The sequence below is a fragment of the Streptomyces sp. NPDC005492 genome, from assembly GCF_040605995.1.
Classification (GTDB): domain Bacteria; phylum Actinomycetota; class Actinomycetes; order Streptomycetales; family Streptomycetaceae; genus Streptomyces.
Genome location: NZ_JBEXDX010000002.1, coordinates 352,714 through 365,089 on the forward strand (window position 1 = coordinate 352,714; position 12,376 = coordinate 365,089).

Annotated in this window: 8 protein-coding genes; 4 read left to right on the forward strand and 4 right to left on the reverse strand. The window is 70.6% G+C overall.

Annotation, left to right across the window (positions count from 1 at the left end):
• Positions 1–80 precede the first annotated feature (80 nt).
• Both acs and ABZT04_RS04440 read right to left on the reverse strand, forming a co-directional pair.
• The gene (acs, locus tag ABZT04_RS04435) at positions 81–2,084 is read right to left on the reverse strand and encodes an acetate--CoA ligase (RefSeq protein WP_356053068.1); all 2,004 of its coding nucleotides are present in this window, start codon (positions 2,082–2,084) and stop codon (positions 81–83) included.
• Between the two features lie 92 nt (positions 2,085–2,176).
• Entirely contained in the window at positions 2,177–4,585 is a 2,409-nt protein-coding gene (locus ABZT04_RS04440; RefSeq protein WP_356052801.1) for a SulP family inorganic anion transporter, read from the reverse strand.
• 335 nt (positions 4,586–4,920) lie between these two features.
• On the opposite strand from ABZT04_RS04440, the gene ABZT04_RS04445 reads away from it, so the two are divergent.
• Positions 4,921–6,192 (forward strand): hypothetical protein, encoded by a 1,272-nt coding sequence (locus ABZT04_RS04445; protein ID WP_356052803.1) that lies wholly within the window; start codon positions 4,921–4,923, stop codon positions 6,190–6,192.
• Positions 6,193–6,213: 21 nt separating this feature from the next.
• Here the strand turns inward: ABZT04_RS04445 and ABZT04_RS04450 are convergent, their stop codons facing one another.
• The gene (locus ABZT04_RS04450) at positions 6,214–7,194 is read right to left on the reverse strand and encodes an ATP-binding protein (RefSeq protein WP_356052806.1); all 981 of its coding nucleotides are present in this window, start codon (positions 7,192–7,194) and stop codon (positions 6,214–6,216) included.
• Between the two features lie 101 nt (positions 7,195–7,295).
• On the opposite strand from ABZT04_RS04450, the gene ABZT04_RS04455 reads away from it, so the two are divergent.
• Positions 7,296–8,120 carry an oxidoreductase gene (locus tag ABZT04_RS04455; protein ID WP_356052808.1) on the forward strand — a complete coding sequence of 275 codons (825 nt, stop codon included), beginning with the start codon at positions 7,296–7,298 and terminating at the stop codon, positions 8,118–8,120.
• Positions 8,121–8,458: 338 nt separating this feature from the next.
• Here ABZT04_RS04455 and ABZT04_RS04460 read toward each other — a convergent pair whose 3' ends face one another.
• Positions 8,459–9,301, reverse strand: coding sequence for an HAD-IB family hydrolase (locus ABZT04_RS04460; protein WP_356052810.1), 843 nt, complete (start codon positions 9,299–9,301; stop codon positions 8,459–8,461).
• Positions 9,302–9,883: 582 nt separating this feature from the next.
• Between ABZT04_RS04460 and ssd the strand changes: the two genes are divergently transcribed.
• Together ssd and ABZT04_RS04470 are read left to right on the forward strand one after the other, a co-directional pair.
• Positions 9,884–10,987, forward strand: a complete 1,104-nt coding sequence (gene ssd / locus ABZT04_RS04465; RefSeq protein WP_356052812.1) for a septum site-determining protein Ssd — start codon at positions 9,884–9,886, stop codon at positions 10,985–10,987.
• A complete protein-coding gene (locus ABZT04_RS04470) occupies positions 10,984–12,366 on the forward strand; it encodes a TadA family conjugal transfer-associated ATPase (RefSeq protein WP_356052814.1) in 1,383 nt (460 codons plus the stop codon). The genes ssd and ABZT04_RS04470 overlap by 4 nt, the downstream gene beginning before the upstream one ends.
• The last annotated feature ends 10 nt before the right edge of the window (positions 12,367–12,376 follow it).

Below are 12,376 nucleotides of genomic sequence, written 5' to 3' on the forward strand. Positions count from 1 at the left end.
TTTTGCTTAGTTTACCTAAAAGGGGTGCCCGGCGCGCGCTGCGCCGGGCACCCCTCGGATCCGTACCGCTCAGGGCTGGATCAGTCCTCGCTGGGCGCCGCCGGGAGCTTCGTCTGGATCAGGTCCATGACGGTGGAGTCCGTCAGGGTGGTGACATCGCCCAGCTCGCGGTTCTCCGCCACGTCACGCAGCAGGCGGCGCATGATCTTGCCGGAGCGGGTCTTCGGCAGCTCGGCCACCGGCAGGACCCGCTTGGGCTTGGCGATCGGGCCGAGGACGCTGCCGACGTGGTTGCGGAGTTCGGCGACCAGGCCCTCGTCCTCCGCGTTCGCGGTGCCGCGCAGGATGACGAACGCGACGATCGCCTGACCGGTCGTCTCGTCGGCCGCGCCCACCACGGCCGCCTCGGCGACGGCGGGGTGCGAGACGAGCGCGGACTCGACCTCGGTGGTGGAGATGTTGTGCCCGGACACGAGCATCACGTCGTCCACCCGGCCGAGCAGCCAGATGTCGCCGTCGTCGTCCTTCTTCGCGCCGTCACCGGCGAAGTACTTGCCCTTGAAACGCGACCAGTACGTGTCCAGGAACCGCTGGTCGTCGCCCCAGATCGTGCGCAGCATCGACGGCCACGGCTCGGTCAGGACCAGATAACCGCCGCCGCCGTTCGGAACTTCGTTCGCCTCGTCGTCGACGACCGTCGCCGAGATGCCGGGCAGCGGGGTCTGCGCGGAGCCGGGCTTGGTCTGCGTCACCCCCGGCAGCGGCGAGATCATCATCGCGCCGGTCTCGGTCTGCCACCAGGTGTCCACGATGGGGGTCCTGTCGGCGCCGATGTGCTTGCGGTACCAGATCCACGCCTCGGGGTTGATCGGCTCACCGACCGAGCCCAGCACCCGAAGGCTGCTGAGATCGAACTTCGCGGGGATGTCGTCGCCCCACTTCATGAACGTACGGATCGCGGTCGGCGCCGTGTACAGGATCGTCACCCCGTACTTCTGCACGATCTCCCAGAAGCGGCCCTGGTGCGGGGTGTCCGGGGTGCCCTCGTACATGACCTGCGTCGCGCCGTTCGCCAGCGGGCCGTAGACGATGTACGAGTGGCCGGTGACCCAGCCGACGTCGGCCGTGCACCAGTAGACGTCGGTCTCCGGCTTGAGGTCGAAGACGGCGTGGTGGGTGTACGCGGCCTGGGTGAGATAGCCGCCGGAGGTGTGCAGGATGCCCTTGGGCTTACCCGTCGTACCGGACGTGTAGAGGATGAACAGCGGCTGCTCCGCCTCGAACGCCTCGGGGGTGTGCTCCGCCGACTGCCGATCGACGATCTCGTGCCACCACACGTCCCGCTCGTCGTTCCAGGCGACGTCCTGGCCCGTACGGCGGACCACGAGCACATGCTCGACGCCGCTGTCCGCGCGGCCGACCGCGTCGTCCACGGCCGGCTTCAGCGCGGACGGCTTGCCGCGCCGCCAGCCGCCGTCCGTCGTGATGACGACCTTGGCGTCCGCGTCCTGGATACGGGTCGCGAGCGCGTCCGCCGAGAAACCGCCGAACACCACCGAGTGCGCGGCACCGATGCGCGCGCAGGCCAGCATCGCGACCGCCGTCTCCGGGATCATCGGCATGTAGACGGCGACCCGGTCGCCCTTCCGAACTCCCAGCTCCAGCAGGGCGTTCGCGGCCTTGGAGACCTCGTCCTTCAACTCGGCGTAGGTGATCGCACGGCTGTCGCCGGGCTCTCCCTCGAAGTGGATGGCGACCCGGTCGCCGTTGCCCGCCTCGACGTGCCGGTCCACGCAGTTGTACGCCACGTTGAGCGTGCCGTCCTTGAACCACTTGGCGAACGGCGGGTTCGACCAGTCCAGCGTCTCGGTCGGTTCCTCGGCCCAGCTCAGCCGGCGGGCCTGCGCGGCCCAGAAGCCGAGCCGGTCAGCCTTGGCCTCTTCATACGCCTCCGCGGTGACATTGGCGTGCGCCGCCAGGTCCGCGGGAGGTGCGAACCTGCGCTCCTCGCGCAACAGGTTGGCCAGGCTTTCGTTGCTCACGGCATCTGCCTTTCCCAGGGTGTCCGTTGTGTCCCGGGCCAGCTCATCAGACCCGGGGGTCCGATGACAAGGGTCGTCGAAATATTGGTTTAGACCTGTCATCGGACCCACGACCGACGAGCTTCGGCCGAGCTTCAGACGGACAGCTCCGCCACCCCCACCCCGTCGAACAACTCCTCCCCGCCCTCCCCGCTCAGCAGATACGCCTGCGCCTCGCCGACATGGAAGTACATCCCGTGCAGCTCCAACACCCCTGCCCGCATGGCCCGCGCCACCGACCCGTGCCCCCGCAGATGCTCCAACTGCTGCACCACATTGGTCAGACACAACTGTTCTACGGCGTCGGCGGGCGCCCTTTCGGCCAACCGCGCCCACGGCCGGTCGTCGTCGGCCATCCGCTCAAGGCTCGGCCGCCCGTGCCGCAGCCAGCGCTGGAGCGGTGTCCGGGCGTCCCCGGGCTCGGAGTTGAGCAGCGCCTGCATGGCCCCGCACCCCGAGTGTCCGCACACGGTGATCGATCTCACCCGCAGCACGTCCACCGCGTACTCGATCGCGGCGGCCACCGAGTCGTCCCCGCTCTCCTCGCCCGGCGGCGGCACGAGGTTGCCCACGTTCCGCACGACGAACAGATCGCCGGGACCACTGGAGGTGATCATCGACGTGACCAGCCGCGAGTCGGCGCAGGTCAAAAAGAGCTGCGAAGGCTGCTGCCCCTCCCTGGCCAGCCGGGCCAGCTCGCCCCGCACGAGCGGCGCGGTGTTGCGCTGGAACGCGCTGATGCCACGGGCGAGTTGATGCCCACCGGCGCTCTCCGGCTGAGAGATGCCGGGTACGGGAAGATGGTCCGGCTCGTCCGGGTGTCCGCTCGGCGGTGCGGACCGCGGGCCTTCGCACTGGTGGTTGCGCCAGGGCGTCCAGGGACGGCAGCGGCAGCCGGCCGAGGCGGTCGGGGTGCCGGCCGGATCCGCTTCGCGCCCGGTGGGGTCGGGCTCGGCGCCCCGAACTCCCGCACGGCGGCCGGTCAGTTCGGCGGAACCGCCCCGCGCGGTGTGCGCGTTCTGCCAGTCCTGCAGTGACTCGTACGCCGCGTGGTCCATGAACGAACCGTCCAACTCCACGACGACATGGGCGCCTTGGGGCACGTGATGCAGGATGCGACTGAGCCGCGGGACCGCGAGGAACGTCAACTGCCCTCGGACGTGTACGTGATGGACTCCTTCCTGCTCGTCGTGCGTGATGCGGGTGTGGGCAAGGCGGTTGAGGGCGACGGCGACGGCCGCGGTGACCCCGAGCAGCACGCCCCCCAGGACACCGAGGAACACCACGCCGAGTGTGGTGACGGCGTACACCAGCACTTCCCGGTGGCGGGTCACCGTGCGGATGTGGTGCAGGGACACCATCTGGATACCGACGGCCATCACCAGTGCGGCGAGCGAAGCGAGGGGAATCAGCTCCAGCACCGGGACCATCAGCAGCGCGGCGATCACTACGAGAACGCCGTGCAGCATCGTGGAGTTCCGGCTCACGGCACCGGCTCGGACATTCGCCGAACTCCGTACGGCCACGCCCGCGACCGGCAGTCCGCCGAGCGCGCCGGAGACGATGTTGGCGGCGCCCTGGCCCAGCAGTTCGCGGTTCAGGTCGGAGCGGCCGACGCGCGCGGAGAGCCCGGGCTTCCCGGCGACCAGCTTGTCCACGGCGACCGCGCCGAGCAGTGACTGCACGCTGCACACCAGCGTGGTGGTGAGGACGGCGGCGGCGATGCCGAGCACCGGGCCCTCGGGCAGTCCGGCCAGCGCGTGGCTGCTCCAGGACGGCAGGTCGACCTTGGCCAGGCTCAGTCCGGCGAGGGAGGCGGTGAGGGTGGCCCCGGCGACGGCGATCAACGCGGCCGGGATCTTCCGCATCAGGTGCCCCAGGCGGCCGGGGACGCGCGGCCACAGCAGCAGAAGGGCCAGCGTGAGCACGCTCATCGCCACGTCGGCGGGGTGCAGGCCCGCCAACTGGGCGGGCAGCGCACGGAGGTTGGCGAGGACCGAGCTCTGCGGGGTGCCGCCGAGGACGATGTGCAGTTGGGCGACGGCGATGGTGACGCCGATGCCGGCGAGCATGCCGTGCACGATCGCGGGGCTGACGGCGAGCGCGGTGCGGGCCACGCGCACGCAACCCAGGGCGAGTTGGGCCAGTCCGGCGAGGACGGTGACCGCGCAGGTCGTCCGCCAGCCGTAACGGTGGATCAGGTCGGCGGTGACCACGGTGAGTCCGGCGGCCGGGCCGCTGACCTGGAGGGGACAGCCGCCGAGCAGTCCGGCGACGAGTCCGCCCGCGGCCGCGGCGACCAGCCCGGCCTGGAGAGGTGCGCCGGTGGCCAGGGCGATGCCGAGGGACAGGGGCAGGGCGATCAGGAAGACCGCGATGGAGGCCGACACATCGGCGCCCGCGATGCGGAAGCGCCGGTGCGGGGGCGGTGGCGGGCTGTGCGGCTGGGGGGTGCGCTTCGTCCGACTCGGGTCGGTGGCGCGGGTGGGTACGCAGGCTGACATGTCTTCCCGTCTCCTCCGGGGCAGCGCGGTCGCGGATCAGGTGGTCCCCGTCGATGGCGGGGGTCGGTCGCGGCCGTGGGTCACGGCGTGCAGCGGCGGGATTTCTCAACGCTCGGTAAATGGATCGTAATGCAGAGTAAAGGTCAAGCATAGGTTTTGCAGGCAAATGGGCTAATAAGTCACCACCAAGAGTGAAGTGAGAATTTCATCGGCTTGTCGTATTAATCCCACCTCTGGCCCTGTGCGACCTTGGCGGCGCTGTCGGGATTCCCGGCACATCGCCAGAAAACGCCCTGATCGGCGTCGGTCGAAACGAAGGAAGAAGGTGGGCGGACATGGCCGCCACCCAGAGGATCACCGCGGGTGCCGTGATCGCCGCGGCCTGTGCCGCGTCGCTCGCCGGTTGCGCCCTCGGTGACAACGGTTCCCCGAACGGAGCGCACGGTCCGCGGAAGGCGGCGCCCGCCCCGGCACCCAGGAGCGGAGTCCGCCTGATCGGGGACGGCTCCACGTCGTACACCGGCGCGCAGCCGCACCTGCCCAGACCCGAGCGGCTCAAGCCCGGCCAGAAGCCCCCGCAGTTCGTGGTCTTCTCCTTCGACGGAGCCGGCGAGGACAGCCAGAAGCTGTTCTCCCACTTCCGCAAGCTCTCCAAGGCCAACCACGCCAACATGACGTACTTCCTCAGCGGCGTGTACATGCTGCCGGAGGACAAGCGCGACCTCTACAAGCCCCCGGAGCACTCGCCGGGCAGCTCCGACATCGGCTTCAACGACGAGCAGGGCATCTCCGACACCGTGAAGCAGTTGCGCCTGGCGTGGCTGGAGGGCAACGAGATCGGCACCCACTTCAACGGTCACTTCTGCGGCAAGAACGGCGGGGTCGGCGAGTGGTCGGTCGCCGAGTGGAAGAGCGAGATCGCCCAGGCCAAGCAGTTCGTGAAGAGCTGGAAGACCAACTCCGGAATGACGAAGGCGGCTCCGCTGCCCTTCGACTACGACAAGGAACTCGTCGGCGCCCGCACCCCCTGCCTGGAGGGCCAGGCCAACTTCATGAAGGCGGCCAGCCAGTTGGGCTTCCGCTACGACACCAGCGGGGTCAACGACCAGGTCTGGCCCAAGAAGAAGGAGGGGCTGTGGGACCTGTCGATGCAGCTCGTCCCCTTCCCCGGGCACGCCTACGAGCAACTGACCATGGACTACAACTTCATGGTCAACCAGTCCGGCACCCAGACCCAGGGCGACCCCGACAAGTTCGGCCAGTGGGGCGACGAGATGCGTGACGGCCTGCTCAAGGGCTTCGACCGGGCCTACGACGGCAACCGCGCGCCCCTGGTCATCGGCAACCACTTCGAGTCCTGGAACGGCGGCACCTATATGCGTGCCCTCGACGAGGTCATCGAGAAGGTCTGCAACAAGCCCGAGGTGCGCTGCGTCTCCTTCCGGCAGTTGGCCGACTGGCTGGACGCCCAGGACCCGCAGACCGTGGCGAAGCTGCGCTCCCTGAACGTCGGCGAGGCACCGAAGCAGGGCTGGGCTTCCTTCCTGACCGGCCGCCCCGCGCCGGCCCCGAAGGGTGTGCCCGGGGCGCCGGCGGTCAAGCAGTAGGCAGTCGGGAGCGGACCCGCCTCACACGGAGGCGCTGACGCTCTCGTCGAGCACGAACCCGGGGTCGACCTGCGCCGCCAGGTCGGCCCCGGTGCGCTCGTTGCCCCAACTCCGCGCGTTCTTCAGGTGGAAGTGCGCCATCTGCTGCGTGTAGCGCTCCCAGTCGCGCAGCTCGTACGTCGCGTCGGCGGCGATCTCCAACTGGCGCAGGGCACGCCGGTTGGCGTCCTCCAGGAGCTCGAACCGGGGCGGCCGGCCCTTCTCCATGGCGCGCACCCAGTCCGAGTGCCCCACCGTCACGAGCAGGTCGTCCCCGACTTCGGCGCGGAGGAAGTCGAGGTCGTCCTGCCCCTGCACCTTGTTGCCGACGACCTTCAGGGCGACTTTGAAGTCGCGGGCGTACTCCTTGTACTGGCGATAGACGGAGACCCCCTTCCGGGTCGGCTCGGCCACCAGGAATGTGATGTCGAAGCGGGTGAACATGCCGGAGGCGAAGGAGTCCGAGCCCGCCGTCATGTCCACCACGACGAACTCGTCGCGCCCGTCCACCAGGTGGTTCAGGCACAGCTCCACCGCTCCCGTCTTGGAGTGGTAGCAGGAGACCCCCAGGTCGGCGTCCGTGAAGGGGCCCGTGACCATCAAACGGACGGTGCCGCCGTCGAGTTCCACCGGTCGCGCGCAGGCGTCGTAGACCGGATTGTTCTCACGCACCCGCAGCAGCCGGGAGCCCTCGCCGGGCGGGGTGGTCTTGATCATCGTGTCGGCGGAGGCGATGCGCGGGTTGGTGCCGCGCAGGTAGTCCTTGATCAGGGGGAGGTGCTCGCCGAGCGCGGGCAGGGCGGCGGCCTCCGCCTCGTCCAGGCCCAGCGCGGGGCCCAGGTGCTGGTTGATGTCCGCGTCGACGGCGACGACCGGTTGGGCGGTGGCCGCGAGGTGGCGGACGAACAGGGAGGACAGGGTGGTCTTGCCACTGCCGCCCTTCCCGACGAAAGCAATTTTCATGTTCACGAAGCGTAGTCGGGAGGTAGCTGTATGTGGCAGGTGTGCGTGAAGAAGACCACTCAATCGTGGGGTGTGCGCCCGGGATGGCTACTGTCGTACTCATGAGTACGACAGGTGCGACCGCCGATCCGCTCGCGACCCTGGGCACGCTGCCCGGAGTGGCCGAGTCCGTCGAGTCCATGCGCAAGGCCGTGGATCGGGTCTACGGCCACCGGGTCATGCGGCGCCGCAGCAACGAGATCACCGCCGAGGCGGCCCTGCGCGGCGCCCGCGGTTCCGCCGCGCTGTCCGGGGCCGACTGGGCACTGGAAGAGGTGCGCCGGCGTACCGACTTCAGCGGTGACGGGGAGGCCCGCACGATGGGTGCGGCCCTCCGGCTGACCGCCGAGGCGGGCCAACTCCTGTCCATCTGGCGGCAGTCGCCCCTGCGGGTGCTCGCCCGGCTGCACCTGGTGGCGGCCGCGAGCGACGAGGACGTGGTCGGACGGCCGCGACAGCAGGGGGAGCCGGTCGACGAGCCGCTCGTCGAACTGCCGCTGCCGAGCCCGGCCGAGGTGTCGGGGCGCCTGGACGGGCTCTCGGACCTGATCATCGCGGGCGGCTCGGCGCCGGCGCTGGTGACCGCCGCCGTCGTGCACGGCGAACTGCTCGCACTGCGCCCCTTCGCCTCCCACAACGGCCTGATCGCGCGCACGGCCGAGCGCATCGTCCTCATCGGCGGCGGCCTCGACCCGAAGTCCGTCTGCCCGGCCGAGGTCGGCCACGCCGATCTGGGGCGTGCGGCCTATCTGGCGGCACTGGACGCTTATGTCTCCGGCACCCCGGAGGGCATGGCCGCCTGGATCGCGCACTGCGGCAGGGCGGTCGAGCTCGGCGCGCGCGAGTCGACGGCGGTGTGCGAGGCGCTCCAGCGCGGGGCCGCCTGACATGGAAAAGGCCCCCTAGGGAGGGGGCCTTCACAGGGTTGCGGCGGTACGAGGATTCGTACCGCCGCTGGCATGTCCACCGGGTTACCAAGCGTCCTCGAAATATTGCCCATCAGGTCGGGAACCTTGCCCGTCACCTGGTGCGGCTGGCCCGTAATCGACGGGTCGACGTCGCGTGGGTGCTCGGTGTTCATGCGCGGTCCGTGGGGCCAACTGCGTTCTTAAGGTGATCCTCTCGGATGTCCTTGGTCTCGCGGGCCGTTGAATCCTTTGTACTCCAGCCCTGGAGGAAGCGGAACCCCTCACCGCGCTTCTTTACTTTTGCGTCCAAAGAGTCATTAACCGGCGTAAACGGTCGCCGCTTTGCGTCGGCTCGCGTACCAGACGAGCCCCGCGGTGGCCGCCGCGGCGCCCACCGCCGCGGCCATGACGAGCGCCGGGCGAGGCGGTACGGAGAGTCCGGGCAGCCGCTGCTTGAGCCGGACCGGGCGGTTGAAGTCGAGAATCGGCCACCCGCGCGCGACGGCCTCACGGCGCAGCGCGCGGTCCGGGTTCACCGCGTAGGGGTGGCCCACGGACTGGAGCATCGGCACGTCGGTCGCGGAGTCGCTGTACGCGTAGCAGCGATCGAGGTCGTAGCCCTCGGACCGGGCCAACTCCTTGACCGCCTCGGCCTTCGTCGGGCCGTACGCGTAGTACTCCACCTCGCCCGTGAAGCAGCCGTCGTCGCCCACGACCATGCGGGTCGCCACCACCCGGTCCGCGCCCAGGAGTTCACCGATCGGCTCGACCACCTCGGCGCCGGACGTGGACACGATCACCACATCGCGGCCGGCCGAGTGGTGCTCCTCGATGAGGGAGGCCGCCTCGTCGTAGATGATCGGGTCGATCAGGTCGTGCAGCGTCTCGGCGACGATCTCCTTGACCTGCTGGACGTTCCAGCCGCGGCAGAGCGCGGACAGGTACTTGCGCATCCGCTCCATCTGGTCGTGGTCGGCGCCGCCGGTGAGGAAGACGAACTGCGCATAGGCGGTCCGCAGTGCGGCCCTGCGGTTGATCAGTCCGCCTTGGTAGAAGGACTTGCCGAAGGTGAGCGTGCTCGACTTCGCAATGACCGTCTTGTCCAGGTCAAAGAAGGCTGCTGTGCGGGGCAAGGAGTGGTTTTCCACAACCCTGAGCATAGGCGCAGCCCATTCGGCGTAAGGTGAGGCGCGTGGGTTTGCCTGAGAGGGCTCTCGGGTACACCATGGAAGTCACGGATCGTTCGCGACCGTGCTAACGCGGCCCGGCTCCTCCCCCCCCGAGTCGGCCGTGAAGACGACCCCCACTCTCCCCCCCGGTGGGGGTCGTCGCATGTCCGGACGCGTTTTCCCGTTCTGATCGTGGTCGTGAGGCCATCGCGAGGCGGCTGGTGCCGCCTTTTTTCATGCCCCGAACCCGTCACTGTGCGTAGCCGCTGGACTGCGCTGCGGAACTCGCACAGGGGGCAGTACAGGGGTCACCGGTATGGGTGACGGCGATATTCACAGGCCCTGAGTCGTCCACAGTTTTCGACCAAGATCCACACGATTTCCGTGATGCCCGCACCGTGATTCCAACGCGTCCGGCTCGCGGCGAGTTCTTGGCCGGTTCCGTTTGTCGGACGCGCTCGGCCGGTTCCTATCGGCCGTGCATATGGAGGGCCGGTGACCGGTTCTCCACACGTTTGGGAATCGCGGGGCCGCAGGGTCACGCGGAAGACACCGCTACGGGGGATGGAAAACATGGCCGGAACTGTCACACACGAACCACAGCCCGCCGCCGGAGGGCGACAGGGCGGACCGCTGATCGTCACCGAGGACGCCGAACTCCTCGACGATCTGCTGCGCCTGTGCGCGGCGGCCGGAGCGACACCCGAGGTCCATCACGGCGTGCCGGAGCGCCAGGGCGGCTGGGAGACGGCGCCGCTCGTCCTGGTCGGCGACGACGCGGCACGACGGGTGCGCGGGGCCGCCCGCCGACGCGGGGTGGTGCTGGTCGGCCGGGACCAGGACGACTCCGGGGTCTGGCGGCGGGCCGTCGAGATCGGCGCCGACCACGTCCTGGTGCTGCCCGACGGCGAACAGTGGCTGGTCGACCGCATCGCCGACGTGGCCGAGGGCGTCGGCCGCCCCGCGCTCACCGTCGGCGTCATCGGCGGCCGCGGCGGGGCCGGGGCGTCCACGCTGGCCTGCGCGCTCGCCGTCACCTCCGCGCGTGAGGGACTGCGCACGCTCCTGGTGGACGCGGATCCCCTGGGCGGCGGACTCGACGTGCTCCTCGGTGGCGAGAGCGCCGAAGGCCTGCGCTGGCCCGCGTTCGCCGCCTCCCGCGGGCGGGTCGGCGGCGGCGCACTCGAGGAATCCCTTCCCGAACTGCACTCGCTCCGGGTGCTCAGCTGGGACCGCGGCGACTGCGTCGCGATCCCGCCCCAGGCCGTCCGCGCGGTGCTCGCCGCGGCCAGGAGGCGCGGCGGCACGGTCGTCGTCGACCTGCCCCGTCGCATCGACGACGGTGTCGCCGAGGCCCTCGCCCAGCTCGACGTGGGTCTCCTGGTGGTCCCGGCCGAACTGCGCGCCGTGGCGGCGGCCGGACGGGTGGCCTCCGCCGTCGGCATGGTCCTGCGAGACCTGCGTGTGGCCGTACGCGGGCCGTACGCCCCCGGCCTCGACGACAGGGAGGTGTCCCGGCTGCTCGGCCTGCCCCTGGTGGGTGAGGTGCCGGTCGAATCCGGGCTGTCGCGGCCGCACGAGGGCAAGGCACCGCCGGGGGCGGCCGGGAGGGGGCCGTTGGCGCGGTTCTGTCGGGAGTTCCTGGAGCGGGCGCTGGTCGAGGCGGGTGGCGTATGAGGCGGCTGGTGAGAGGCGCGGGGAATTCCGGGCGGAGCGGCTCGGGTGGGGCCCTGGGGAGCGGGGTGTCCGGGCTTACGGGGATGGGCGGTTCGGTGGGCGCGGCGAGGGGTGCGTCCTTTGGTGACGGCGGTTCGGCGGGTGGGCCGGTGAGTGCGGCGGCCGGGTTCGAGTCGGTGGGCGCTTCGGGCCGCTGGGCCTGGGACGCGGCCGGGGCGAGTGGTGAGCCGGGGTTGCTCGACGGTGTGCGGCGGTGGCTGGCCGAGAGCGGGGGTGAGCCGACGCCCGCGCGGGTGGCGCAGGCGCTGCGGGAGCAGGGGCGGGTGCTGGGGGATGCCGAAGTACTGGGCGCGGCCGAGCAGTTGCGGTCCGAACTGGTGGGCAGCGGGCCGTTGGAGTCACTCCTCGCCGACCCCTCGGTCACCGACGTCCTCGTGTCGGCCCCGGACCGGGTGTGGGTCGACCGGGGCGGTGGCCTGGAACTGACCGCCGTCTCCTTCCCGGACGCGGCAGCCGTACGACGCCTCGCGCAGCGCCTGGCCGCGGTGGCCGGACGCCGACTGGACGACGCCCGGCCCTGGGCCGACGCCCGGCTGCCCGACGGGACCCGTCTGCACGCCGTACTGCCCCCGGTCGCCGTCGGCTGCACCTGCCTCTCGCTCCGGGTCGTACGACCGCGCGCGTTCACGCTCGGCGAGCTGGTCAGGGCGGGCACCGTGCCGCCGGGTGGGGACCGTGTCCTGCGGGCCCTGATCGAGGCGCGGCTGTCTTTTCTCATCAGCGGCGGTACGGGCAGCGGCAAGACGACCCTGCTGAGCGCGCTGCTAGGCCTTGTCGGATCGGGCGAGCGGATCGTCCTCGCCGAGGACTCCGCGGAGCTGAAACCGGACCACCCGCACGTCGTACGGCTCGAGAGCAGACCCGCCAACCAGGAGGGTGCCGGGCTCGTCACGCTCCAGGACCTGGTCCGCCAAGCCCTGAGGATGCGGCCGGACCGGCTGGTCGTGGGCGAGGTGCGCGGCCCCGAGGTCGTCCACCTGCTCGCCGCGCTCAACACGGGCCACGAGGGCGGCTGCGGGACCGTGCACGCGAACGCGGCGGCCGATGTCCCCGCCCGCCTGGAGGCCCTGGGGACGGCCGCAGGCCTCGACCGGGCCGCGCTGCACAGCCAGTTGGCGGCGGCCCTCTCGGTGGTCCTGCATCTCGTGCGGGACCGGGCAGGGCGGCGCCGGATCGCCGAGGTGCACGTCCTGGAGCGGGACCCGTCGGGGCTGGTGCGGACCGTACCGGCGCTGCGCTGGGGAGCGGAGGCGTTCGCGTACGAGCGGGGGTGGGAGCGGTTGCGGGAGTTGATCCGGGGCGGCGGTGAAGAGGGCTAGGGGTGACTGG

What these genes read in the sequence shown, in the direction of transcription:
- ABZT04_RS04440 (WP_356052801.1), bottom strand. Translation starts at nt 4,585, where the DNA reads ATGTCAGCCTGCGTACCCACCCGCGCCACCGACCCGAGTCGGACGAAG.
- ABZT04_RS04445 (WP_356052803.1), top strand. Translation starts at nt 4,921, where the DNA reads ATGGCCGCCACCCAGAGGATCACCGCGGGTGCCGTGATCGCCGCGGCC.
- ABZT04_RS04450 (WP_356052806.1), bottom strand. Translation starts at nt 7,194, where the DNA reads ATGAAAATTGCTTTCGTCGGGAAGGGCGGCAGTGGCAAGACCACCCTG.
- ABZT04_RS04455 (WP_356052808.1), top strand. Translation starts at nt 7,296, where the DNA reads ATGAGTACGACAGGTGCGACCGCCGATCCGCTCGCGACCCTGGGCACG.
- ABZT04_RS04460 (WP_356052810.1), bottom strand. Translation starts at nt 9,301, where the DNA reads ATGCTCAGGGTTGTGGAAAACCACTCCTTGCCCCGCACAGCAGCCTTC.
- ssd (WP_356052812.1), top strand. Translation starts at nt 9,884, where the DNA reads ATGGCCGGAACTGTCACACACGAACCACAGCCCGCCGCCGGAGGGCGA.
- ABZT04_RS04470 (WP_356052814.1), top strand. Translation starts at nt 10,984, where the DNA reads ATGAGGCGGCTGGTGAGAGGCGCGGGGAATTCCGGGCGGAGCGGCTCG.